The organism is Pumilibacter intestinalis, assembly GCF_943193005.1.
GTDB lineage: Bacteria > Bacillota > Clostridia > Christensenellales > Pumilibacteraceae > Pumilibacter > Pumilibacter intestinalis.
In genome coordinates, this window is record NZ_CALPCH010000002.1 from 40188 (window position 1) to 64709 (window position 24522).

The following is a 24522-nucleotide window of genomic DNA, read 5'->3' on the forward strand; positions in this document are numbered from 1 at the left end:
TATGGATATTAAGAAAGTTAAAGAAACCGCGCTCGGCGGACTGCTCAACAATCCCGTTTTCGTACTCGTGCTCGGAATGTGCCCCACAATCGGCATGTCTACAAACGTGACAAACGCGCTCGGATTGGGGCTTGCCACGGCGTTCGTGCTCGTGTTTTCCAACGTGTTCGTGTCGCTTTTGAGAAAGGTAATACCCGATAAAGTGCGATTGCCGTCGTATATAATAATCATAGCTACTTTCGTTACGCTCGTGCAGTTGTTTCTCGTAAAGTTTTTGCCGTCGCTCAACGCGTCTATAGGCAGATTTATACCGCTTATCGTGGTTAACTGCATAATTTTGGGCAGGGCGGAAGCGTTCGCGAGCAAAAACGGCGCAGGGTATGCCGCGCTCGACGGACTTAGCATGGGGCTCGGTTTTACCTGTTCGCTCGTGTTGCTCGGAGCGGTGCGCATGGCTCTCATTGCCGCGGGTTTCGGAATATTCGAAACCGCCGCGGGCGGATTTATAACGCTGGGGCTTATGATGGCGTTGTTTAATTACGTGCTCGGACTGTATCGCAATCACGCCAAAGCAAAATTGCTTAAAGGAGGAAGCTCGCTGTGAGTTGGGCGAACATAATAACGATAATAATATCGGCAATACTTACCGACAACATTGTGCTGAGTAAAACGCTCGGCATATGCCCGCTTTTGGGCACGAGCAAAAAAACGGACTCGGCGGTGGGCATGGGACTTGCCGTTACGTTCGTTATCACTGTTTCCGGCCTTGTGTGCTACGGGCTGTTTCAATTGCTTTTGGCTTGGGATATAGTCTATTTGCAAACCATAGTGTTCATACTCGTTATAGCTTCGCTCGTGCAGTTGCTCGATATAGTGCTAAAGCGTTTCAGTCCCACTTTATATAACTCTTTGGGTATTTATCTCGCGCTCATAACCACCAACTGCGCCGTGCTCGGTTCCGCAAACATGGTGGTCGACCAAGGCTATAACCTAATCGAAACTTTCGTGTTCGGATTTTTTACGGGTATCGGCTTTACTATGGTGCTTATTCTTATGTCGGGCATTCGCGAAAAGCTGGAGCGTGCGCGTATTCCCAAACCGTTTGCGGGTTTTCCCATAGCTCTCGTAATCGCAGGCATTTTGGCTATGGCGTTTTCGGGATTTACGGGTTTTCAATTTTGAAAAAGGGGTAGAGTAATATGACGTTTTTTATGACTTTCGTCTTGCCCGTGCTCGCGGTGGGCGTGCTTGCCGCGGTATTTGCGTTTTGTTTGAGCTTTCTCGGCGAAAAACTCGCCGTAGACCGCGACGCTCGCATAGACGAGATAGAGCGCAATCTTGCGGGCGCGAATTGCGGCGGGTGCGGATATCCCGGTTGCGCGGCGTTTGCCGAAGCTCTCTTTAAGGGCGAAGCCAAGCCGTCGCAGTGCAATCCCACAAGCGCGGTGAACAAAGCCAACATAGCTCGCATACTCGGTATGAGCGAGGAAAAGAGCAAAGAAACGGTTGCGGTTGTGCATTGCATAGGCGGAAACAAGTGCCGCAACAAATGCGCCTATCAAGGATACGGCGATTGCGAGTCGGCACAGCTCATAGCGGGCGGAAACAAGGCTTGCGAGGTGGGGTGCATGGGGCTCGGAAGCTGCGCCGAAAGTTGCAAGTACGACGCCGTTTCGGTGGATAAAGACTTGGGATTTGCCGTTGTGGATACCAAAAAGTGCACGAGTTGCGGCGCGTGCGTTGCGGTGTGTCCCAAAAAAATCATAGGCAGAATTCCCAAAGACGCCAAAGTGTACGTTGCGTGTTCCAACACTCACCGCGGCAAAGAGGTCAGCTCGGTGTGCGAACGCGGCTGTATAGGTTGCGGACTGTGCGCGAGAAACTGCCCTACGGGCGCGATAGCTCTCGACAACAATCTCGCCGCCATAGATTACGACAAGTGCATAGGGTGCGGAAAATGCAAGGAAGTGTGCCCGAGAAAGTGTATTTTGCCCTTCTCGTATGCGGACAACGCCGCTTTAAGACTCAAAGAAAAGTAGAATTTAGCGGTAAAGAGGAATATTTCAATCTATGATAAAGGATATGACAACCGGAAAGCCGGCAAAAGTATTGTTGGCTTTTTCGCTACCCATGCTGCTCAGCACTGCTTTTCAGCAAATGTACAACATAGCCGACAGCGTGATAGCGGGCAAATTCGTGGGAACGTCCGCGCTTGCGGCAATCGGCGCTTCGTTTCCCGTGACTATGCTGTTTTTGGCTGTGGCTCTCGGCGCGAGCGTGGGAAGTTCGGTAATAATATCGCAATATTTCGGCATTAAAAAGTTAGACAAAATGAAAACGGCGGTGTGGACGAGCATTATAAGCATAATGGCGGTTGCCGCGCTTTTGACTGTTACGGGACTTATAATTTGCCGACCGGTTATAAAACTGTTGCAAACGCCGTCAGACGTGCTCGACGACGCAAACGCGTATTTGTATATCTACATAGCGGGCTTGCCGTTCTTGTTTTTGTATAACGCCGCAACAGCCATATTTACGGGCTTGGGCGACAGCAAAACGCCGCTGTATTTTCTCATATTTTCGTCGGTGTTCAACGTTGCGCTCGATATAGCGTTTGTAACCGCGGTAAAATGGGGAGTGCGAGGCGTGGCGTGGGCTACGTTTATAGCGCAGGGGCTTAGCGGCGTGCTTGCCATGGCAACTTTACTCGCCCGCATTGCCAAGATTAAAACCGAAAACCCGTACAAAAAATTCGATTTCGCCATACTCAAAAAGATAGCTTCGGTGGCGGGTCCGAGCATATTGCAACAGTCGTTCATTTCGGTGGGGCAACTGTGCGTGCAAGGGCTTATAAATTCTTTCGGCACAGAGGTTCTTGCGGGATACAGCGCGGCTATAAAAGTTAATATTTTCTGCGTGGCGATATTCAACACCATGTCTAACGCGCTCAGTTCTTACACTGCGCAGAATACGGGCGCGGGCGATTTCGAGCGGGTAAAGCAGGGATATAAGTCGGCTATGCTCATTATAGCCGCGGTTGCCGCCGTGTTCATAATGTTGCTCGTGTTTTTGGGCGATAAGCTGGTTGCCATGTTTACCGACGGCAAAGACGACGCGGTTGTGATAGCGGAGGGCAGAAAGTTTTTATGGTTCGTTGCGGCGGGCTATCCCGTAGTTGCGTATAAAGTGGTAACCGACGGGCTGTTGCGCGGCTCGGGATACATGCTCGCGTTCATGATATCCACCTTTACCGACCTTATAGTGCGGGTGGGCGTGTCGTTTATCTTTGCGGGCGGTTTGGGCTTTGCCTCGGTGTGCGTTTCGTTCCCGGTAGGCTGGGTGCTCGGCGCGGTTGCGAGCTTGATTTTTTACCTTTCGGGCAGGTGGAAGAGCAAATCAAAAGTGTAGCGGCGGTTATATTGAGCCGCGAAAGTCGTCTTTTCGGTCTTTCGGTTGGTATCGAAAGACTTTTTTGTTCTAACGCGTTATATCGAGGCATACAATAAGGCATACCGAGGTTTTGCGGACTGCGTTTCGAAATCGGGAAAAATAGCCGCAATTCGACATTTTTTGCCGTATTATACGGTACAAAAGGTAGTATCATAAAGGAGTCGTGAGCACGGGATGAGGTTTTTGGTTGTAAAGAAGTCGGGCATTATAAAAACCGCCGTTATAGCGGTTTTGGTTGCGCTGTTGATTTCCGCCGTGAGTATAACGGGAGCGGCGGCGGTCTACGGAGGCAAAACTACGCGCAAGTTGCCCATTTATTCGGTGGAAACCGAAGAGAAAAAAGTGGCGATATCGTTCGACGCGAGCTGGGGCGCGGACAAAACGCAGAGCATTTTGGATACGCTTACCCGTTACGACGTTTGCGCCAACTACTTTGTGGTGAGCTTTTGGGCGGAGAAATATCCGGAGCAGCTCAAGGCTCTCGCAGACAGCGGCAGGGTGGAGATAGGCACTCACAGCAACACTCATCCGCACATGCCCAAACTTTCGCGCAACCAAATAGAGCTCGAACTCAGTTCGTCGGTGAAAATAATAGAAAACGTCACGGGCAAGAAAGTAGAGTTGTTCCGTCCGCCTTTCGGCGACTACAGCGACACCGTGCTCGAAGAGGCGGAGAAACTGGGACTATACACCATACAGTGGGACGTGGACAGTTTGGACTGGAAAGACCTTTCCGCTCAGGCAATGGCGGAACGCGTTTTGAGCGGAGTGAAAAACGGAAGCATAGTGCTCATGCATAACGACGGCAAAAATACGGTATCGGCTTTGCCGCTCATTATAGAAGGATTGAAAAACAAAGGCTACTCGTTTACCACGATAGGCGACCTTATCTACAGAGAAGGCTATGAAATCGACCACACGGGACGCCAAATAAGGAGATGAATTACTTATGAATGCAGAAATCACGTATCTGAAAAACAACAAAGTTTATCTTTGCGGTACGGTACACAGCGAACCCAAGTACAGTCACGAGCTGTACGGAGAAGGATTTTACGAGTTTGTTCTTAAAGTGCCGCGGCTTAGCAACCAGTGCGATTACATACCCGTTACCGTGTCGGAACGGCTTATGAGCGGCGTGAACATAGAAAACGGCGCGACTCTCGCTCTGAACGGTCAGTTCCGCAGTTACAACAAAATGGAAAATCTGAAAAGCAAGCTCATGCTTACGGTGTTTGTACGCGACTTTACCGAGCCGCAGGAGGGGCAAAACCCCAACACGGTGGAGCTTAGCGGCTATATATGCAAAGAGCCGGTATATCGCACAACGCCGTTCAACCGAGAAATTTGCGACTTACTGCTTGCCGTAAACAGGGCGTACAACAAGTCGGACTATATTCCCTGCATAGCCTGGGGGCGTAACGCTCGTTTCGTGCGCGATATCGAGGTAGGGCAAAAGATATGCGTGTTCGGCAGAATACAAAGCCGAGAATACACCAAAAAACTGTCCGAAACGGAGTCGGAGGTGCGCACGGCTTACGAGTTGAGCGTTGGCAGAATTGTGTGCGGAGAGCAGGAAGAAGAAAACTAAATTTTGGTTTCGCCGCCTAATCTGCGGTTGCGTTTAACGTATAGGAAACGCGCAACGAGTATGCCGCCGAGTATTACGGTAAGTATGATTATTATTACCGCAACCACGGCTACCATGTTGAGTCCGTCGTATTCGAGGTTGGCGGTGTACACGTAAAACTGCACCGTGCCCAAGCCATCGTGATAGTATTTAATAAGAGTGAATTTTTCGGAAGAGTCGAACGTGCCCACGACCTCAACCTCCGTGCCTACGGCAAGAGGGGGGAACGACGCGTCGTCAACTTCCTTTATGTTCCCGTCATCATCCATATCGAACAGGGTGGCGGGAATATTTTTGCCCTTTTCGAGCGAGATTATTTTGGCGTTTACGCGGGGGTACACGTTGCGGTCGTTGGGGATTTCGCCGCGAAGCCTTATATATTTGCCTATAACGTACCCCTCGTAGGTTTTGCCGTCCGTTCCGTCATACGCCACGCGATACCAAACCGTGCCGCGGTTGTCGGTGTAGCCGTAAGTTTCGTTGCCGTTGTTGTCCGAATACACGAAATCGAGCAGTTTGTAGCGGGTGTCTTTTTCGTGCTCGTCCACAACGGGCGAGTTGTAGGTGGGGTATTTGTACACCTTAACGCCTATAAACGAATAGCACACCTCGGTTTTGGCGGGCTTGTAGGCGAGTTTTTCCTTTACGAACGATTTGTGAACGTATCCCGTTACGGCGGGAACTCCGTCGCCCGAACCGTCGGCGAGATTGTCTGCTATAACGAGGTTGAAATTTGCGGTCGAGTCGTACGCTGGCATTATAACGCGCATATCGTTGCCGAGTTTGTCTGGCAAAGCGTTTATTTCGGCGGCTTGCGGATAAATTTCCGCGCTCGCAACGGTGAATATTATTTCTTTGGATTTGCGGTTTGCGTTGTATTCGGTGCGCGAACCGTCTATTTCGGGCGGATTATCGTTCATTTCGAAACCGTCGTTTACTTTCAAAACGTCGCTTTTTATGCACTTAATCGCGTGCGCTCCCGTGTCCGATACGAGCAAATCCCCGTAAGAAAGAGAAATATCTTGAGTAAAGCGCACAGTGTTCATCTCTATGGCGGTTGCGTAAACGAATTTTGCGGACGTGCTCGCCGAAAGGACGGGGGAGGAAGAACCGCGCTCGAATTTTTTTACGTCGCCGCTCGGAGTAAGCACGTAAAAACTCCCGTTATGGTCGGTGCAAAAATCGGTTATTCCGTCGGCGCACGTAAAGATTTGCGCGTCGTTGCCGAGTTTGCGTACGGTCGTGCCGTCGGATACGTACACGGTGTTGTCTTTTTGCGATACCGCAATGGATTTTACGTTCGCGCTTCCTATCGGCTCGAAGGGCAAATCGTCGGCTTTGTATACCTGTCCCGTTTGGGCGAGGGCGTAAAGGTTGTTGTCGGAATCTATTACGAGCGCGGTAAACTCTATATCTCCGAGGTTTTCGGCGGCGTACGCTCTCTTTAGAGTAAGACTCTCTCCGTCGAACACGCTTATCTTGTTGCGGCTGTGCGCAACGAATATGTTGCCCGAGTATCCTATGGCAACCGCTTTGGGGAGAGATATGCCGTCGGTTATAATTTCCGTTCCGTCGTTTCGTATCAGTTGCACGCGGTTGTTCAGTTCGTCGGCAACGGCTACTGTGTTTTTGCGGGTGGTGAAGCCTGCGTTTTGGCTGAAAAATCCTTTTTCGTCGTGCGCCGAAGCGAGAATTTCCTTTCTTGCCGAAAGCGACGAGTCGGATTCGAAAACGCTTTTGAGTTCGCTTATGCCGTAGATTTTGTTGCCCGACGACGAAATTGCCGCTACGTCGGTGCAGGGCAGGAAGGCAGTTTCCACAAGTTCGTTGTTGCCTGTGAGTTCGTACGCCGTAATTCCTTTGCGGGTAAGGCAGAATATGCCCGACGATTTGGCGCACATTTGAAGAACGTTGTTAGAGGAGGTAAAGCATATGTTCGGCTCGGTAAGATTGCTGTCCGATACCGAATAGCGAACTATATCGCTCAAATAACGATTGAGGCGGTTGTACTTGCTTACGTATACTCCGTCCGAACCCGCGGCGATTTTGAAGAGCTTTTCGCCGTATGCCGCCGCTTCGGTTTGTGCGATAATTTCGGAGTCGAGCGAGAACTTATAAATTTTGCCGCTCGTAAGTCCGTCTATGGCGTATACGTAATCGCCGTACACGTCAAAATCGGTAATCCCTTCGAATTTTGTCTCGCCTATGCTCAATACGTTGTCCGATAAGAGTATGAGCGTACTGCCGTGTTTGGCTATTTTGTCGGCATATTCGCCGTCGAACGATTGCCGTTCGGGTTGTTTGCCGAGGTTGTCGGTGTCGAAAGAGTAGAGCGAGTTGCCGTCGGCTACGGTGAGAGAATTGCCCGTTGCAAACAGGGCGGAGGGATAGTCGAAATAGGTGTAAGCGCAGTTTGTTTTGTGCTTAATCACGGTAACTTCGGGCGGTTCGGTTTGGTCGGCGCGTGCGTTAAAAGCGGAAAACGCCGAAGAGAAAAGAACGGAAAACGCCGCTAAGATTACCGCAGCCATAACCGCGGCAAATTGTATACGATTATTTTTTCTTCGTGCGAAATACATAACGAATATATTATAACACTTTTCGACAAAAAAGCAAATAAATTGTCGATAATGCGGCTTTATTGGGGTTAAAAATTGCTATATTGTAAAATATGTACGAAAAAATGTTTGCAATTTTAGGCAATTTATTTTTCGAAAGGGTCTATACAAGGTGAAATTTTTGTGATATACTTTATAAGGATTATATATCAGCTTCAAGGTGAGGGCATATACAGTGGAAAGAATAGCAGTTATAGACTTAGGCAGTAACTCTGCCCGTCTTGTTATCGCCAATATTTTACCGAACGGTCATTTCGTGGTTTTCGACGAATTGAAAGAATCCGTCAGGCTCGGTCAGGACATGGAGCGTGACGGATTTTTGAAGCCCGCTCGCGTGGCTCAAGCGGTGAAAACGCTTAAGATGTTCAGAAAGCTGTGCGACAGTTACAATGTGGACAAGGTATACGCCATAGCCACGAACGCGGTGCGCAGGGCTAAAAACCAAAAAAGCTTTCTCGAGGAGATAAACTCGGTTTGCGGTTTCAAGTTCAAGGTGCTCACCGAGGAAGAGGAAGCGTTGCACATCTACCACGGAGTTATAAATTCGCTCGACGTGCCCAAAGCGGTTATAGTGGATATAAGCGGAAGCAGTACTCAGCTTATTCATTACAATCGCAGAAACGTGCTTAACCGCGAAAATCTTCCGTTCGGCACGATAACTTTGAGCGACCTGTTCAACGACCCCAATCTTACGCCGCAGCAACAGTCCAAGATGATAGAAACTTACGTGCACGACCAGTTTTCGCAGATTGCCTGGCTTAAGGAAATCGACCCCGACGTGCAGTTTGTGGGCGTGGGCGGTTCGTTCCGCAATCTTGCAAAAATATGCAAGCGCATGAAGCGTTATCCGCTCGATATGGTACATAACTACAATATAAGTTCGGACGATTTCAATTCCATATACGATATGGTGAAAGTGCTCGACGCGGACAAGCGCACCAAAATAAAGGGGCTAAGCGTGGAACGAGCCGATATTTTCAGTTCCGCGCTTGCGTGCATAAAAGGATTTTTCGATTTTACCGGCTTTAAGAACCTCGTTGTATCGGGTTCGGGTATACGCGAAGGAATAATTTTCAATCATGCCGTGCCCACAACGGTGGAGAAGCCCATTTCGGACGTGCTCGGTCATTCGGTTTACACCATGATGCACTATTTCGACGTGAATATTCCGCACGCGGAGCACGTTTGCAATTTGTCCATTCAGCTTTACAAGCAGTTGCGCGTGTTGCACAAACTGCCCCGTCAGTACGTTAAAGTGCTTAGAGTTGCGGCTTTATTGCACGACGCGGGCATGCGCATTAAATTCTACGACCACCCCAAACACTCTTTTTATTTCATTCTTAACAGCAATTTGTACGGCATAACGCACCGCGACCTCGTGCTTGCGGCGTTCGTGGCTTACTGCCACCGCATGGATGAATTCCCCGCGGGAGAGTGGAACAAGTTCAAGGAGTTGCTCCGCGAGGAAGATTTGGTTGCGGTAATGAAGCTCGGAGTGATATTGCGCATAGCCGAGAGTTTGGACAGACCCATGTCAGGCGCGGTTAAAACGCTTAACTGCGACGTGCTCGGCGACAGCGTGATAATGAAAACCGAGGTTGAGGGCGACTGCTCGCTCGAGATAAAAGACGCGCTCACGGCGGGCGCGGAGTTCGCGAGAGCTTACAAGAAAAATCTTGAAATTTTATAATGTGGTCTTGGCTTCGGCGTCGCCCAGACGCGCGGAGCTCATAAAACAGATACCGTGGCTTCGCGCCGCGGTTTTTCCCTCGAACGCGGATGAACCGCCTTATACGGGCGGCGGCGTTTCGGATTATGCTTGCGGACTCGCCAAAGCCAAAGCCGAAAACGTGTTCGGCAAAACGGGCGGCATAGTTATAGGAGCGGACACCGTTGTGTGCGCGGGCGGCGAAATACTCGGAAAGCCCAAAGACAAATCGGACGCTCAAAGAATGTTTCGTTTGCTTTGCGGAAACTCTCACGAGGTGATAACCGGCATATGCGTTACAAACGGAGTTAAAACCGTAACCGCATACTGCAAAACGCTCGTTACGTTCGGAGAGTATAACGAGGCCGTTGTTTGCAAATACATAAATTCGGGTGCGCCCATGGATAAGGCGGGCGCCTACGGATTGCAAGACGAGGCGATAGCCTCGCTTATAGAGCGGGTGGACGGCGACGCCGACAACGTTGTGGGGTTGCCCGTGGGTACACTTGAAAAAACGCTTAAGGAGTTTCTCTGAATGGCTGTGATGGAAATAGCTGTGGAAATAGGGACGGGGCACACGTCTATATACGTGCCGGGCAACGGCATAGTGTTGCGCGAGCCTACCGTGATTGCTTTTATAGGCGAGCCGAGCAACAAGCGCGTATACGCGGTTGGAACTCAGGCCGAAAAGATGCTCGGAAAAACGCCCGAGCGCACGAGCATAGTAGAACCGGTAACCGACGGCGTTATAACCGACGCGGAAGCGTGCGGACTGCTTCTCAAAGAATTCATAAAAAAGATACTGCCGCCCAATTACATTTTCTTTCCGAGAATAAAGGCGATACTCGGCGTTCCCACGGGTTTGAACCTTGAAGAGCGCACCGAATACGAAGACGTGTGCGCCATGGCGGGAATAAGCGAAGTAACTATGATAGACAACATCATTCTCTCGGGCATAGGGCTGGATTTGCCGGTAGGGTCGGCGGGTTGCGGAGTGGTGGTTAATATAGGCGCGGGTACAACGGAAATAGCCGCGCTAAGCCTTTCGGGCGTGGTTTCGGGGTGCGGCATAACCATAGGCGGTAAGATGATGGACAAAGCCGTTATGGACTTTATAGCCGGCAAATACGACCTCAAAGTGGGCATAGGCACGGCTCGCAAAATCAAAAACGAAATAGGCAGTTTGTATGAAAACGACACCTCCGAACTGCTTGTTTCGGGCAGAAACGTGAAAACCAAAAACACGGGCAGCGCGTACGTTACGGCGGCGGATATTTGCGGCGTACTAAAGCCGTACTATCTGCGCATTGCCGACGCGGTTGAAAGCATAATAAACACCTGCCCGCCCGAGATAGTGGGCGAGATTAACAACAAAGGCATATATGTGGTGGGCGGCGGTAGCAAAGTGCTCGGGCTTGAAAAAGTATTCTCCGAGCGGCTCGCCATAAACGTATACACGGTGGAAGAGCCCGCTTACTGCGCGATACTCGGCGCGGGCAAATTGCTCGGCGATAAAGAGCTACTGCGCGAAATTTTGATACAAAAGTAGTGAAAAATGCAATTATGTCACGCATAATACCGCATAAAACTCGATTTTGTCCGTTTTGCGGTATTTTTTTGTGGATAAAATCGACCGTGTTGCATAAAAACATTATGTGCGTATGATTGACAATCGCACCGCCGAATGGTAGAATAAATCGTTAAATCTAATTTTCCAAGGAGAAAACATGGGCAAATATTTCGGAACGGACGGATTTCGCGGAGAAGCGAACGTTACTCTCACAGCCGACCACGCTTATAAGACGGGCAGATTTTTGGGTTGGTATTACGGCGAACTCAAGCGCAGAAACGGAGACGACAGCGCACCGCGGATAGTTATAGGAAAGGATACCCGAAAGTCGAGCTACATGTTCGAGTATACGCTCATAGCGGGGCTTACGGCGTCGGGCGCGGACGCCTATATGTTGCACGTTACCACTACGCCGTCGGTGGCTTACGTGGCGCGTGTGGACGAATTCGACTGCGGCATAATGATATCCGCGAGTCATAATTTATATTACGACAACGGCATAAAACTGCTCAATTCGCGCGGCGAAAAAATGGAAGACGACGTGATTGAGCTTGTGGAAAATTATATAGACGGCAAGCTCGAGGTTTTCGGCAAGAAGATAAAAGAACTGCCTTACGGCACGCGCGACAAAGTGGGCAAAACCGTTGACTACGCCTCTGGCAGAAACCGTTATATAGGCTATCTCATATCGCTCGGAATGTATTCGTTCCGCGGGGTAAAGGTGGGACTCGATTGCGCGAACGGCAGTGCGTGGAATATCGCCAAATCGGTATTCGAGGCGTTGGGCGCAACCACCTACGTTATCAATGCAAATCCCGACGGACTCAACATAAACAAGGACGCGGGCTCTACCCACATCGAAAAGCTCGCCGAGTTCGTAAAGGAAAGGGGGCTTGACGTTGGCTTTGCTTACGACGGCGACGCGGACAGGTGCTTGTGCGTGGATGAAAAGGGCAACGTAATCACGGGCGACCACATTTTGTATATCTACGCAATGTACATGAAACAGCGCGGCAAGTTGCTCGGCAACACCGTTGTTACTACGGTTATGTCTAATTTGGGTCTATATAAGGCTTTCGAGCGAGAAGGCATAGATTATATCAAAACTCCCGTGGGCGATAAATACGTATACGAGAGCATGGCGGCGGGCGGTCACCGTTTGGGCGGCGAGAACTCGGGGCACGTTATATTCTCCAAATACGCCACCACGGGCGACGGCATACTTACGAGTCTGAAAATGATGGAAGTTATGCTTGCGAAAAAGCTCCCGCTTTCCAAACTTGCCGAACCGCTTGTGATTTATCCGCAAGTGCTCAAGAACGTGGCGGTAAAAGACAAACAAACGGCTCTGTCGGACGCCGACGTTGCGGCGGCTGTGAAAAAAGCCGAGCAAAAGCTGGGCAATAGCGGCAGAATTCTCGTTCGCCCGTCGGGTACCGAACCCGTGGTGCGGGTAATGGTGGAGGCCGAGAGCATGGAAATGTGCAACGAGTGCGTGGACGGCGTTGTTAATACCATGAAAAGCAAAGGGTTGACGCTCGCCTGAAAATCCCACATTTCGACAATAAGAGTTAAAATCGAAAAAAATGCGTGTACTATAATGTTTGTACACGCATTTTTTACGGTTGGACGTGAAGGAGATACGAATATGGCGAGAGTAATAGTTGTAACGTCGGGCAAAGGCGGTGTGGGTAAAACCACTGTTACCGCCGGCGTGGGGCGCGCTCTTGCGAAAAGGGGCAAGCGCGTGGTGCTCATGGACGCCGACTTGGGTCTTAACAATCTCGACGTTGTAATGGATATAGAGAACAGGGTTGTGTATGATATTCTCGACGTTGTGGAGAACCGTTGCCGCCCGCGGCAGGCTCTTGTGGAGGACGTTGCCGTATCGGGATTGTTCGTGTTGCCGGGCGCGAGCTACGACGACGGAGCGAGAATAGGCGGGCAGAATTTACGCGCAATCATCAATTCGCTTTCACCCTCTTTCGATTACATATTTATAGACTGTCCTGCGGGAATAGAGGCGGGATTTCACCGAGCAGTAGCCGCCGCCGACGAAGCTCTCGTTGTTACCACGCCGCACATTTCCGCACTGCGCGACGCCGACAAGGTTGCGGCGATAGTTAAAAGTTACAAGATTAAAGCAAGCCTTGTGTTGAACCGCGCTCGGGGCGATATGGTGATAGGGCAAGAGCAACTCGACTATGCGGACATATCCGACTTGTTGCAAATACCCGCTTTGGGGGTGTTGCCCGAAGATGACGCCATAAATACGTATAACTGTTTTTTAACCGACGAAAAGGAAAAATCGGAGGGCGACGTGGCTGTAAACATGCTTGCCGACAATCTTTTGAGCGGAAACGTGAAAATTTTCGACGTTACCAAAAAGTACCGCGGTTTCTTCGGAAGCATAAAGCGGTCGCTTAAAAAGATAGTTTAGTGCGGAAAAACAATACTATGTCACGCATAAATAACATGAAAACCCGCCTCGGAGATATGTTTTTGAAAGACAGGGGCAATGTAGACGAAAGGACCGCCGAACTTATAAAGAGCGAGGTGCGCCAAACGCTCGAGCGGTTTTTCATACTGTCCGAATTTTGTGCCGAGTTGAAGCCGTGCGATACGGGCGAGGTGGAACTCAATGTAAAGTCGGTGGGGCTTAGGCTGAGAAATACGCAGGAATGATTTCTATTCCGCGTTGCTTCGTCATATATATAAGCGAGGTGAACGTATGGACAAATACAGCGGAATGAATAAGGTGCAAAGCCGAGTTGCGGCGAACGACCAAATCGTGAACAAAAAGAAGCCGCAAGGCGGCGGTTTTCTTAAAACGCTTTTCGTGCAAACGCTGATATGTTTGGCTATCGGCGCGGCGTTGTTCGTGGGTAAGTTCGTGGATATAAAATATCACGCCGCCGCGGCGGAGAAGGTGAAAGACGCGGTGTGTTTCGATGCGTTCGGGTATATAGCCGAACTGTTTGAAAAGGATTAGCCGATAAGCCGTGACGAAAATCAAAATTTCGCCGCTTGTTTTTGTCTTTGCCGCGGTGATGGTATTTTTGGGTTACGGATTTACGCTAATCGGCTATTTCGTAGCTGTGGTGATGCACGAGATGGCGCACGCGGAAGTGGCGCGTAAACGCGGCTACGTTCTCGGCAAAATCAAGATAATGCCGTACGGGGCTTCGCTCACGGGCGAATTCGAGGGGATGAATTGCCGCGACGAATTTCTCATAGCTATTGCCGGACCCTTATCCAACGTTTTTATTGCCGTGCTCTTTACCGCGGTGTGGTGGCTTGCGCCCGCCGCCTATTTTTTTACCGAAGATTTCGTTTTTTCGAACATATTTACGGCGTTAACGAATTTGTTGCCCATATTCCCGTTGGACGGCGGGCGTGCTCTTTTGGCTATTATGTCACGCAAACTACCGCGGCAAAAGGCTTATAAGGTTATTAGATACTTCGGGTACGTTGTTTGCGCGGGATTTTGTGCGCTTTTTGTTTGCTCGGTTTTCTATTCGGTAAATTTTTCGTTTGCGCTCATGGCGTTTTTCGTGCTTACGGGAACTTTGTTTCCCGATAAAAACAGCAAATATCAAAGGTTGTACAGTATGGCTTACAGGAGCGAAAAATTGAAACACGGGCTAACGGTGCGCGAAATAATGGTATCGGACGAGCTTACGCTCGACGCGCTTTCCAAAATGCTCAACGGCAGTTATTATTGCAAATTCGATATAGTTAATTCGGCTTTGGAACACGTGGCTTATCTGTCCGAAACCAAACTCGAAAACTGTTTGACCGGATTTGGGCGGGATACCAAAGTGCGCGAGTTGCCTTCGTGGGTATTTTCTGCATAAAATAGCTTGAAAACTTTTTGCGTGTGTGTTATAATTAAAAGCATACAAGGAGTGGTATACATGACTCACGCGCAAATAATATCGTTGCTCGGAGAAGCGGACTCGTCGGCGGATACGGCGGGGCGCGCTTTTTTCGCGCCGCAAACCTCCTCGGAGGACCGCAAGCGCGTACTCGAATTCATGCTCGGAGAAAAACGCTACGGGCAGATAGTAAGTCTTATGTATTGCGCCTGTCTTAACGGGCGCGTGGATATGAAAAAGACGAGTGCGGATTACGTTGCCGCAACGGGCGGCAACTCCACCATAAACACAAGGTATTTCAGTTTGTTTGTGCAAACCGCACTCGATTGCGGTATAAGCGAGGCTAAGTTTATACCCATGATTTTCCTTGCCGCAACCTCGGATAGAAAGAGCAGGTTGTACGTTTGGAAATCGTCTTCGGAATGGTATTTGTCAAAACTCGCGGTTTCCGACTACGGCAGAGCATGGGAATATCTCGGAAAGAACGATACCGATTTTAAGCTGTTTTCCATACTGATAGCCGCCGACAGGGAACGGGCGGTGCGCGACCTTACCGAACTTGCCATGTTCGGCAAAGGGGTCAACAAGGTTGCCGCTCGCAAAATACTCCGCGGATACAAATCGGAAGTTACGGCTTACGTGCGCCCGCTTTATTCGTCGCTTAAAAACGACGGCAAAGTTGCCGCGGTGCGCCTGCTGCTCACTCTCAAAAACGACCCCGACGTGAGCGCGTTTTTGAGCGAGCTCGCCCAAACCGAAAAGTCGAAATCTGTGCTCAAGTTACTCGGCGACAGGACTTTGCAAACGAAAGATATAGGCGAAAATCCCGATAAACGGCGGGTGGAAGCCTTTTTTTACGAAGCCATGGTGCTCGGCACGCCTTTTTCGCCCGAGCAATTCAAAGAAAAACTCATTTTGTCGCCCTTTCACGAGGTTGCGGACAAGCTGTTTTTCGGCGTTTATCGCGGCGGCAATTTAACCGATATCGCGGTGGTTGACTCGGGGAAGATATTCGATATAGAAAACAAGCCCATCGAGTTGCCCGCGGACTGCGAGGTGAGAGTGCTGCATCCCGCCGAACTCAATTACAAGACCGAATTTATAAAGAGGTTAAACATAGTACAGCCGTTTGAGCAGGTAAAGCGAAAAGTTTACGTTGCGTCCGAGGCGGATAAAAGCAATAACGCTTGTTTCGGTATAGCGGGCATGATGACGGAATTCGGCGAATTCAAGAACGCAATGCGCAAAATCGGCTTTCGCGCTCTCAACCGCGACAGCGAGAGTTTTACTTCTCAGGTGGGAATTTGCCGCAACGGCATACTTTGCGTGGTAAACATAGCGCCCTTCGATTTTTCTTCCGCGCCTGCGGATTTTGCGGTTAGGGTGCAGAGCGTAAAATTTTACCGAGAAAGAGACGTTGTGCGTTTGGGCGGCAAGCAGTTTGTCGACGGCGTTGCACCGCTTTCGCTTGCGAGAATGGACGCGAGGACTTTCAGCGAATTCATGTATTCGGCATACGAACTCATGGGGTGCAAATGAAACCCGAAATAAAAGATTTATTGCTTAAAGTGGATAAGCCCGCGCGTTATTGCGGCGGGGAATTCAACACGCCGATTATAAAAGAAAACGCCGACGTGAAATTTTTGATGTGTTTTCCCGACGTTTACGAAGTGGCGCACAGTAATCTCGGCATTAAAATACTGTATTTTATGCTCAACGAACGCCCCGACGTTGCTTGCGAAAGCTGTTATATGCCATGGGTGGATATGGCGCGGGAACTTAAAGAGCGCAACATGCCGCTTTTCAGTCAGGAAACGCAAACTCCCGTAAGCGAGTTCGACGCGGTGGGATTTAGCTTGCAGTACGAAATGTCTTACACCAACGTACTTGCAATGCTCGAGCTCGGCGGCGTGCCTATTTTGCGCACCGAGCGAAGCGAGGACTCGCCCATAGTTATAGCGGGCGGACCTTGCGTTATAAATCCAATGCCGCTTACCGATTTTATAGACGTATTCAGTATAGGCGACGGGGAAGAGGCGATAAGCCGACTTGCCGACGTGCTTGCCGAAAAGAAGAAAAATGGAATGAGCCGCGCTCGAACTCTCGAGAAAATTGCCGAGATAGACGGAATGTTTGTGCCCGGCGTAAGTCGCGGCAAGGTGCGTCGCGCGGTTATAGACAGTCTCGAAACGGCGTTCTTTCCCACAAAAGTGCAGATACCCAATATAGAAGCGGTGTTTCAACGCGCGGTTTTGGAAATTTTTCGCGGTTGCACGCGCGGATGCCGCTTTTGTCAGGCGGGCATGATTTATCGCCCCGTGCGCGAGCGCACTCCGCAAACGCTCAAACGCTATACCGAGGAGCTTATAGACAATAACGGTTTCGACGAAATAACGCTTTCCAGTCTTTCCACCTGCGATTATCCGTGTTTGCGCGAACTGCTCGCCGAAATTAAGCCGATTTGCGACGAGCGGAGAGTTAATATTTCGTTGCCGTCTACGCGTGTGGACAGCTTCGAAGCGGAGTTTGTGGCGTCGGGGCGATTGAGTTCCATGACCTTTGCGCCCGAAGCGGGAACGCAACGACTGCGCGACGTGATAAACAAGAACGTAACCGAAGACGATATTCTCTCGTCTTGCCGCTATGCGTTTGAAAAGGGCTATCATTCGGTGAAACTTTATTTTATGATAGGGTTGCCCACCGAAACCGACGAGGACCTTGCGGGGATTGCCGATATAGTAAAAAAGATAAAATATTGCTATAAAAAGCATGCTACGTCACGCAAACAACTCTCTTTAAGCGTTTCTACCTCTACGTTTGTGCCCAAACCGTTTACTCCTTTTCAGTGGGAGGCGCAAATATCGCTCGAGGAAATAGAACGCAAACAAAACTATCTTAAGAGTATACTTCGCCCGCTTAACATAAAATACAGTTATCACGACGGAAAAACTTCGCGCATAGAAACCACGCTTGCCCGCGGCGACGAAAGAATGAACGGCGTTATAAGAGCGGCGTATGAATCGGGTTGTATTTTCGACAGTTGGACCGAATATTTTAACTACGACAAATGGACGGCGGCTTTCGAAAAGTGCGGAGTGAACGGCGAGGATTATTGCGGGGAGCAGTCGCTCGAGTTGCCGCTTGCCTGGGAAAGGGTGGAAACGGGAATATCGAGAGAGTTTTTGCTCGCAGAGCGCGAGAAGTCGCGCAAGTGCGAGCTCACCGCCGATTGTCGCAAAGGTTGCAACAATTGCGGGATAAACAGAGAATATCCCTCGGCGTTCAAGAAAAACTGTGCGGGAGGCGGAAAATGCTGATATGTAAGTATACCCGTTTGGGAAACGCCGTTTTCGTGCCGCATCTCGATATGCTTCGCGCCGTTACCATGGGAATAAGGCGGGCTGGAATAAAAGCCGAGTACAGCGAGGGTTTCAATCCGCACATGAAAATATTTTTCGGGCAACCCCTTCCCATAGGGACGGAAAGCGAGTGCGAGTATTTTTGCGTTTACGCGCATGAAGAGCCGCATGCCTTTATGGAAAAGCTGTCGCGTACTTTGCCCGAGGGGGTAAAAATTACTGCCGCCGCCAAAGCGGACAAAGACCCAAATGTGGCAAAAATTATGTGTTTTGCCGATTATACCGTAACTATGCGTGGCATAGAACCCGACTTAAAAGAGGTTGAAGCGTTTTGCGGCGGCAAAGAGTGCGTTATAGAGTATGTTGCCAAAGGCGAAACGCGCGTGCAAGACGTTAAGTCGCTTATAATTTCGGCTACCGTGCCCAATCGGAATACTGTAAAAATTCGGCTTTGTTGCGGTAACAAAAATCTTCGCGCAGAACGGTTGATGGGATTTTTGAGCAAAAAATTCGGTTTTGCCTACGGATACGATATACGTAAAACGGCTATGTATGACTTAGGCGGAAACAATTTGGATAAAATACTATTCGGGAGTGTCTTTTGAAGCGTTCTGTCTTGATTGACGTGGAACTCGATATGTCGAGCGTGGCTCTTATAGAGGACGGCAAACTTATCGAGTTTCACATAGAATACAAGGAAAAGAACCGTTTGACCGGTAATATATACAAAGGAAGAGTAGAGAACGTCTTGCAAGGTCTCGAGTCTGCTTTCGTAAATATAGGGCGGTCGAGGAACGGCTTTTTGTACGTGGGAGAAACTCTCGACGACCGCTCCGACTTAAAGCGGGTAGTGCCGAGTGCGCTCAAGGAAAAAGCGGGCGACTTCGTGATGGTGCAGGTCACCAAAGAAGAGTCGGGGCAAAAAGGTGCGCGGCTTACCTCCAACATTTCTTTGCCCGGTAGATATGTGGTGCTCTTGCCCGATATAGACTTTGTGGGCATATCCAATAAAATCACCGACCCCGACAGGCGGGAAATGCTCACGAAACTGCTCGTGAAACACAAGCCGAGCGGGGGCGGACTGATTGCTCGCACGGTGTGTATAGACGCAAAAAAGAACGATATAGTTTCCGAAATCAAACGCATGCAGGCTATGTACGATAAAATCAAGTGCGACTACGACGCCGCCGACGGCATAGGACTGCTTCACAGCGAGGACGACCTTGTGTATAGAGCGGTGCGCGATATGCTCAGCAGCGACGTTGAGAGAATTGTTTGCAACGACGAAAAGACGGTAAGCCGCCTTAAAATGCTTCTGATGGAATTGAATTCCGAATACCGCAACAAGGTGGAATACTACACGGGCGCATACGACGTTTGGGACTTGTTCGGAATAGGCAGAGAGGTAGACAAGTTGCTCGAGCGCAAAGTGTCGCTTCCGAGCGGCGGCACTCTATTTATAGACCGCACCGAAGCACTCACCTCTATAGACGTGAACACGGGGAGTTTTACGGCGGGCGCGGACAGAGAAGAAACGGTGTATTTCACCAATATGGAAGCCGCCAAAGAGATAGCGCGTCAGCTTAGGTTGCGCAACATAGGCGGCATAATCGTTGTCGATTTTATAGATATGGCGGACGAAGAACACAAAGCCGCCGTGGTTGAAGCGCTCCGAAACGAGGTGATACGCGACAGGATAAAAACCCGCGTGCAAGATATGACCCAACTCGGGCTTGTGGAAATCACGCGCAAAAAGGTGGGTAAACCGCTGTACACCAAACTGCTCGACGTGTGCGAGCACTGCAACGGCATGGGATACGTGCCCAACGGCGACTACGTGGCTCGCAGGCTCAAGTCCGAGCTCAAGCGGCTGTTTGCCGAAAACGGGTTTAAGAACGCCGTGGTTACGGTGAACACCGATATAATGGACAGAATATTCGCAAGCCGCTATTTCTCTGCCGTATGCGAAAACGAATGGCGGGACAAGCGCATTTATTTGTCGCCCGACCGAAAAGTCAAGCCGCTCGAATTCAAAATCACGGGCAACGACGAAATCTCTATGACTTTGCCGGTAACGGCTAAACTACTGTACTGACGGGAGGGTATATGCGGTATATAAACAAAGAATACGGTTTTGCGTTCCGTCCTCCTTTCAACGATAAGTTCTACGAGGAAAAGAACGAAGGCCCGCTAATAGGCGAAGAGAACTTTCCTGGGCGTTATATTCAGGGCGTGGGCTACGATTACGCCGCCATAAACGGCGCGATGCTCGTGGGTAAATACGGCTCTATGTGGGGCATAAAAGTATGCTGTTTCGACGGAAAGAAATGGCTGGATAACGACGATTTCGTAAACAATTTGAGCGCGAGTTGCGCCAATACCGCCGACGGCAGCTTTGCTCATTTTGCGAGCGGCGCACTAAGCGCGAAATGGGTTAAACACAACGAACAAAGCGTTATACTGCGCGTTTCGGCGCGTAAGAAAATGCGCGTGCGCGTTATATTTTATCCCTTTTATTCGGCGTTCAGCGAGCTTAGCATAGAGGGCGAAAACGTGCAGGGCAGATGCCCGTATATGGCGGTAGTACCCGGCAACGTCACGCTAGGCGACTCTACGGCGGTGTTTACCGACCGTTATCTTGCCGTGGGCGACGCAGAGCCCGAGCGCGAGTATTTTATGGCGCAAAGTTTCAACAAGCCGAGCGACAGCGCGAACGGCGCGTTCAACGAAGCCATAATGGAGTTTGTTATAAACAAAAACCAACCGAGCGTATACGTATACGCGGCGGTGGGCGACGAAAAAATATTCACGGCGGACATTCCGCGCATGGATAAAATAATAAGCCAAATCGAAACGGCGGAACTGCGGTACGGCGTAAACAAAACCATGGGCACGGGTGTGCTCGGCGCACCCGCGGAACGCATGTTCAACTCGGTGCTTTGGTCACGCATATATTATCCGTATTTGCTCACCGAGATATATTCGCCGCAACGCTCCGTTCTCACCGGATATTTCGATATTAAAGGGTTGGAAGAGAACTGTTGCGCCGTGCTCGGGTGTCTTACGGGCATAGATAAGGCGGTAAATCAGCTTGTTTATACCGTGGAAGATAAGGTTATGGCTTTGCTTGCCGTGTGGCACGTATACGCCCACGCCACGGAAAAGTCGGATATGCTCAAGCTGTATAAAAAGCTCGCAAAGCTGTATCCGCCCGACCCCAATCCCATAGTGTGCGGGTCGGACAAAAAAGAAGTGGCGTATAAGTGGCACGACTCGCCGCTCAAAGAAAAATACAACACAATGCAGATGTACAGCCTCGACCTCACGAGTCTAAAACTGCTTGCCTTCGATATACTCGAGCGCATATGCTGTATGTTTTCGCTTTCGGACGAAAACAAGTATGCCAAAGCCCGCCGCGACCTCGTGCAGGTGGTTAACGATATTTTTTGGAACGACGAAGAGGGGATATACATGGAGCGTTATGTAACGGGGCAATGGGCTACGGGTTACGGCGCGAACAGCTTTTATCCTCTTATCGCGGGCGCTGTAGACACTCCGCGCAGACTCGGTGCGCTCGTAAACACGCTTACCGACCCTATGCGTTTTTGGGGCAACTATATAATACCCACTTTGAGCATAAACAATCGCGAATACGGGGTAAAGGGGAAGCCCACCAACAACGGACACCGCAACCCGCCGTATTTGCAGTACCGCGGCAGTATAGTGCCGTATGTAAATTACATTATTTACCACGGGCTTACCCGTTACGGATTGGACGAGATTGCGGGCATGGTTGCGTACAAATCCGCCAAACTGTGGCAGAACAACGAAAACGACAACGTGGAAAACTATTCGCTTTATCTTCCTAACGGCAAGCGTTACAAATCCAAAGAATATCTTTCGGCTTACGGCAATATGCTCGCCATGATAGGATTGCAGGAACTGATAGACCTCGAATATTTCCGTCCCGACCTTAAAACCCACGCGCTCAAATTCGGCACTTTCGTGCCCGGCGACCACTCGCTCACGAATATAAAACTGCTCGGCAAATCGTACAGCATAGAGGTGAACGACCTTTCCACAAAGCTCGTTGCCGACAATCTGAACATATTCCACGGCGAGGGAGGAAAGTTTGCGGTGCGCAATTTCCTCGAAACCTCGGGAGGATGCGAATTCATGATTGACGCGCACGAAAACATAACGGTGCACTTAAATATGCCTTGCGCCGATAAGAAAACCACCGTGAAATATTTCTTTATCGTGCCCGTAGGGCGCTCTAAAGTAATCGCCGCCGACGGCATGGTGAACATACAACCGGTATAAAACAAAAGAGACTTTGCAAAAAACTTTGTAAAGCCTCTTTTAATATTTATGCAAGGCGTCGATTTGCTACGCATGAATTTTCGTATCGACGCCTTGCACCTTACTCGAAGTTCCATAAAACGTAACCGTTGTATTTTTCGAGTGACCAAGGAGTCGTTTTATCGGTTGTAAACAATCGGAAAAAATTTTGTAACAGACCGTTGCCTTGTACTTATAGATTGAGTATGCCGTGCGATTATTATACGGTATCCGCAAATTTTCTTTTTGTAAAGATTTTACAAATCCCGACGCTTCGCAAAAACGTATATTTGAAAAACAAATAAAAAAGGACGCCCATACGGGACGCCCTTTCATTTAATTTTTTAGTACATTCCGCCCATTCCGCCGCCTGCGGGAGCTGCCGGCTCGGGTTCGGGAATATCGGCAACAACGCTTTCGGTGGTGAGGAAGGTTGCCGCAACGCTTGCCGCGTTTTGAAGAGCGGAGCGGGTAACCTTGGTGGGGTCGATTATGCCTTTAACCACAACGTCGCAGTATTCGTCTTTGAGAGCGTCGTAGCCGTAGTTGGCTTTTTTGGACGAAAGAATGGTGTTTACCACAACGCCGCCGTCTACGCCTGCGTTGTGCGCTATCTGACGGATAGGCTCTTCGAGTGCTTTGAGCACAATGTTCGCGCCCGTCTTTTCGTCGCCCGAAAGGGTTTCGACGTGTTTTGCGATTGCGGGAACTGCACCGAGCAGGGCAACGCCGCCGCCGGGCACCATGCCTTCTTCGACTGCCGCGCGAGTAGCCGCGAGAGCGTCTTCTATGCGGAGTTTCTTTTCTTTCATTTCCACTTCGGTTGCCGCGCCCACGTTGATTACGGCTACGCCGCCCGCGAGTTTTGCAAGACGCTCGGCGAGCTTTTCTTTGTCGTAATCGGAGGTGGTGGTGTCCATCTGAGCGCGTATCGACTTGATGCGGGCTTTGATGTCCGCGCCGTTGCCGTTGCCTTCCACGATGGTGGTGTTTTCTTTGTCAACCTTAACTTGCTTTGCTTTGCCGAGCATGTTGAGGGTAACGTCTTTGAATTCGAGTCCCGTTTCTTCGCTTATTACCGTGCCGCCGGTGAGAACGGCTATATCTTTGAGCATTTCCTTTCTGCGGTCGCCGAAACCGGGAGCTTTAACGGCTACGCAGTTGAACGTGCCGCGAAGTTTGTTCACAACGAGGGTGGCGAGGGGTTCGCTTTCGATATCGTCGGCGATTATGAGTAGTTTTGCACCCTGATTTACTATCTGCTCGAGAACGGGGAGTATCTCCTGAATGGTGCTGATTTTGCGGTCGGTAATGAGTATCATGGGGTTTTCGAGCACGGCTTCCATTTTGTCTTGGTCGGTAACCATGTAAGCCGAAGCGTAACCGCGGTCGAATTGCATGCCTTCCACTATGGAAAGGTTGGTGTCCATGGTCTTGCTTTCTTCAACGGTGATAACTCCGTCTTTGCCCACTTTTTGCATTGCCTCGGCAATGAGTGCGCCAACCGTTTCGTCGCTTGCCGAAATGCTCGCAACCTGCTTGATTTCCTTTTCGGACTCAACCGTTTTGGAAATGGTCTTTAAGTGGTCAACGGCAACCGCGGTGGCGGAAGCTATGCCTTTTTTAAGTATCATGGGATTTGCGCCCGCCGCTACGTTCTTGAGTCCTTCGCGGATTATGGCTTGAGCGAGCACGCACGCCGTGGTGGTGCCGTCGCCCGCAACGTCGTTGGTTTTGGTGCTGACTTCGCGCACGAGTTGCGCGCCCATGTTCTCGAATTGGTCTGCGAGTTCGATTTCTTTGGCGATTGTTACGCCGTCGTTGGTGATAAGGGGTGCGCCGTACTTTTTGCCGAGCACAACGTTTCTGCCCTTAGGTCCGAGCGTGATTTTTACGGTGTTTGCGAGAGCGTTTACGCCGGCTTCGAGTGCCTTGCGTGCTTCTTCTCCGGTTTTGATTTGTTTAGCCATG

21 protein-coding genes are annotated in these 24522 nt (G+C 50.0%); 19 read left to right on the forward strand and 2 right to left on the reverse strand.

Going from position 1 to position 24522, the window contains the following annotated elements; translation table 11 throughout:
* Position 1 precedes the first annotated feature (1 nt).
* From rsxE to NFR55_RS01230, 6 genes are all read left to right on the forward strand, one after another.
* Positions 2 to 604, forward strand: a complete 603-nt coding sequence (rsxE, locus tag NFR55_RS01205) for an electron transport complex subunit RsxE (protein WP_251545385.1) — start codon at positions 2 to 4, stop codon at positions 602 to 604.
* Positions 601 to 1182 carry an electron transport complex protein RnfA gene (locus tag NFR55_RS01210; protein ID WP_251545387.1) on the forward strand — a complete coding sequence of 194 codons (582 nt, stop codon included), beginning with the start codon at positions 601 to 603 and terminating at the stop codon, positions 1180 to 1182. The genes rsxE and NFR55_RS01210 overlap by 4 nt, the downstream gene beginning before the upstream one ends.
* Positions 1183 to 1199: 17 nt before the next feature.
* The gene (locus NFR55_RS01215; protein ID WP_251545389.1) at positions 1200 to 2039 is read left to right on the forward strand and encodes an RnfABCDGE type electron transport complex subunit B; all 840 of its coding nucleotides are present in this window, start codon (positions 1200 to 1202) and stop codon (positions 2037 to 2039) included.
* A gap of 43 nt (positions 2040 to 2082) precedes the next feature.
* A complete protein-coding gene (locus NFR55_RS01220; protein ID WP_251545391.1) occupies positions 2083 to 3408 on the forward strand; it encodes an MATE family efflux transporter in 1326 nt (441 codons plus the stop codon).
* Between the two features lie 216 nt (positions 3409 to 3624).
* Complete coding sequence (locus NFR55_RS01225) at positions 3625 to 4392, forward strand: polysaccharide deacetylase family protein (RefSeq protein WP_251545393.1); 768 nt, start codon at positions 3625 to 3627, stop codon at positions 4390 to 4392.
* Positions 4393 to 4399: 7 nt separating this feature from the next.
* Positions 4400 to 5038 (forward strand): single-stranded DNA-binding protein, encoded by a 639-nt coding sequence (locus NFR55_RS01230; protein ID WP_251545395.1) that lies wholly within the window; start codon positions 4400 to 4402, stop codon positions 5036 to 5038.
* On the opposite strand, the gene NFR55_RS01235 is transcribed toward NFR55_RS01230, so the two are convergent.
* The gene (locus tag NFR55_RS01235) at positions 5035 to 7608 is read right to left on the reverse strand and encodes an NHL repeat-containing protein (RefSeq protein WP_251545397.1); all 2574 of its coding nucleotides are present in this window, start codon (positions 7606 to 7608) and stop codon (positions 5035 to 5037) included. The two genes, NFR55_RS01230 and NFR55_RS01235, sit on opposite strands and share 4 nt — an antisense overlap.
* A 262-nt stretch (positions 7609 to 7870) precedes the next feature.
* Here NFR55_RS01235 and NFR55_RS01240 point away from each other — a divergent pair, with 262 nt between their 5' ends.
* From NFR55_RS01240 to NFR55_RS01300, 13 genes are all read left to right on the forward strand, one after another.
* Positions 7871 to 9385 (forward strand): Ppx/GppA phosphatase family protein, encoded by a 1515-nt coding sequence (locus NFR55_RS01240; RefSeq protein ID WP_251545399.1) that lies wholly within the window; start codon positions 7871 to 7873, stop codon positions 9383 to 9385.
* A gap of 7 nt (positions 9386 to 9392) precedes the next feature.
* Positions 9393 to 9938: a Maf family protein gene (locus NFR55_RS01245; RefSeq protein WP_251545401.1), complete on the forward strand. Its 546-nt coding sequence runs from the start codon at positions 9393 to 9395 to the stop codon at positions 9936 to 9938.
* Positions 9939 to 10952 (forward strand): rod shape-determining protein, encoded by a 1014-nt coding sequence (locus NFR55_RS01250; RefSeq protein WP_251545403.1) that lies wholly within the window; start codon positions 9939 to 9941, stop codon positions 10950 to 10952.
* Between the two features lie 178 nt (positions 10953 to 11130).
* A complete protein-coding gene (gene glmM / locus NFR55_RS01255; RefSeq protein WP_251545405.1) occupies positions 11131 to 12519 on the forward strand; it encodes a phosphoglucosamine mutase in 1389 nt (462 codons plus the stop codon).
* Positions 12520 to 12621: 102 nt separating this feature from the next.
* Complete coding sequence (gene minD / locus NFR55_RS01260; protein ID WP_251545407.1) at positions 12622 to 13413, forward strand: septum site-determining protein MinD; 792 nt, start codon at positions 12622 to 12624, stop codon at positions 13411 to 13413.
* Between the two features lie 17 nt (positions 13414 to 13430).
* On the forward strand, positions 13431 to 13658 hold the full coding sequence (locus tag NFR55_RS01265; protein ID WP_251545409.1) for a hypothetical protein: 228 nt from the start codon (positions 13431 to 13433) through the stop codon (positions 13656 to 13658).
* A gap of 46 nt (positions 13659 to 13704) precedes the next feature.
* Positions 13705 to 13965, forward strand: coding sequence for a hypothetical protein (locus NFR55_RS01270; RefSeq protein ID WP_251545411.1), 261 nt, complete (start codon positions 13705 to 13707; stop codon positions 13963 to 13965).
* A 10-nt stretch (positions 13966 to 13975) separates the two neighbouring features.
* Positions 13976 to 14830, forward strand: coding sequence for a M50 family metallopeptidase (locus NFR55_RS01275; protein ID WP_251545413.1), 855 nt, complete (start codon positions 13976 to 13978; stop codon positions 14828 to 14830).
* A 60-nt stretch (positions 14831 to 14890) separates the two neighbouring features.
* Positions 14891 to 16390 carry a DUF4132 domain-containing protein gene (locus NFR55_RS01280; protein WP_251545415.1) on the forward strand — a complete coding sequence of 500 codons (1500 nt, stop codon included), beginning with the start codon at positions 14891 to 14893 and terminating at the stop codon, positions 16388 to 16390.
* The gene (locus tag NFR55_RS01285) at positions 16387 to 18168 is read left to right on the forward strand and encodes a TIGR03960 family B12-binding radical SAM protein (RefSeq protein ID WP_251545417.1); all 1782 of its coding nucleotides are present in this window, start codon (positions 16387 to 16389) and stop codon (positions 18166 to 18168) included. The genes NFR55_RS01280 and NFR55_RS01285 overlap by 4 nt, the downstream gene beginning before the upstream one ends.
* Positions 18162 to 18815 carry a TIGR03936 family radical SAM-associated protein gene (locus NFR55_RS01290; RefSeq protein ID WP_251545419.1) on the forward strand — a complete coding sequence of 218 codons (654 nt, stop codon included), beginning with the start codon at positions 18162 to 18164 and terminating at the stop codon, positions 18813 to 18815. The genes NFR55_RS01285 and NFR55_RS01290 overlap by 7 nt, the downstream gene beginning before the upstream one ends.
* A complete protein-coding gene (locus NFR55_RS01295; RefSeq protein ID WP_251545421.1) occupies positions 18812 to 20305 on the forward strand; it encodes an Rne/Rng family ribonuclease in 1494 nt (497 codons plus the stop codon). Before NFR55_RS01290 ends, NFR55_RS01295 begins: the two co-directional genes overlap by 4 nt.
* An 11-nt stretch (positions 20306 to 20316) precedes the next feature.
* Positions 20317 to 22533: an MGH1-like glycoside hydrolase domain-containing protein gene (locus NFR55_RS01300; RefSeq protein ID WP_251545423.1), complete on the forward strand. Its 2217-nt coding sequence runs from the start codon at positions 20317 to 20319 to the stop codon at positions 22531 to 22533.
* Positions 22534 to 22895: 362 nt separating this feature from the next.
* On the opposite strand, the gene groL is transcribed toward NFR55_RS01300, so the two are convergent.
* Positions 22896 to 24521 (reverse strand): chaperonin GroEL, encoded by a 1626-nt coding sequence (groL, locus tag NFR55_RS01305; protein WP_251545425.1) that lies wholly within the window; start codon positions 24519 to 24521, stop codon positions 22896 to 22898.
* Between the last annotated feature and the right edge of the window lies 1 nt (position 24522).

Bases quoted from the DNA above. Each gene is read 5' to 3' on its own strand.
- NFR55_RS01225 (WP_251545393.1), top strand. From the start codon at position 3,625: ATGAGGTTTTTGGTTGTAAAGAAGTCGGGCATTATAAAAACCGCCGTT.
- NFR55_RS01250 (WP_251545403.1), top strand. From the start codon at position 9,939: ATGGCTGTGATGGAAATAGCTGTGGAAATAGGGACGGGGCACACGTCT.
- NFR55_RS01280 (WP_251545415.1), top strand. From the start codon at position 14,891: ATGACTCACGCGCAAATAATATCGTTGCTCGGAGAAGCGGACTCGTCG.
- NFR55_RS01215 (WP_251545389.1), top strand. From the start codon at position 1,200: ATGACGTTTTTTATGACTTTCGTCTTGCCCGTGCTCGCGGTGGGCGTG.
- rsxE (WP_251545385.1), top strand. From the start codon at position 2: ATGGATATTAAGAAAGTTAAAGAAACCGCGCTCGGCGGACTGCTCAAC.
- NFR55_RS01265 (WP_251545409.1), top strand. From the start codon at position 13,431: ATGTCACGCATAAATAACATGAAAACCCGCCTCGGAGATATGTTTTTG.
- groL (WP_251545425.1), bottom strand. From the start codon at position 24,521: ATGGCTAAACAAATCAAAACCGGAGAAGAAGCACGCAAGGCACTCGAA.
- NFR55_RS01270 (WP_251545411.1), top strand. From the start codon at position 13,705: ATGGACAAATACAGCGGAATGAATAAGGTGCAAAGCCGAGTTGCGGCG.
- minD (WP_251545407.1), top strand. From the start codon at position 12,622: ATGGCGAGAGTAATAGTTGTAACGTCGGGCAAAGGCGGTGTGGGTAAA.
- glmM (WP_251545405.1), top strand. From the start codon at position 11,131: ATGGGCAAATATTTCGGAACGGACGGATTTCGCGGAGAAGCGAACGTT.
- NFR55_RS01220 (WP_251545391.1), top strand. From the start codon at position 2,083: ATGACAACCGGAAAGCCGGCAAAAGTATTGTTGGCTTTTTCGCTACCC.
- NFR55_RS01285 (WP_251545417.1), top strand. From the start codon at position 16,387: ATGAAACCCGAAATAAAAGATTTATTGCTTAAAGTGGATAAGCCCGCG.
- NFR55_RS01290 (WP_251545419.1), top strand. From the start codon at position 18,162: ATGCTGATATGTAAGTATACCCGTTTGGGAAACGCCGTTTTCGTGCCG.
- NFR55_RS01300 (WP_251545423.1), top strand. From the start codon at position 20,317: ATGCGGTATATAAACAAAGAATACGGTTTTGCGTTCCGTCCTCCTTTC.
- NFR55_RS01235 (WP_251545397.1), bottom strand. From the start codon at position 7,608: ATGGCTGCGGTAATCTTAGCGGCGTTTTCCGTTCTTTTCTCTTCGGCG.
- NFR55_RS01230 (WP_251545395.1), top strand. From the start codon at position 4,400: ATGAATGCAGAAATCACGTATCTGAAAAACAACAAAGTTTATCTTTGC.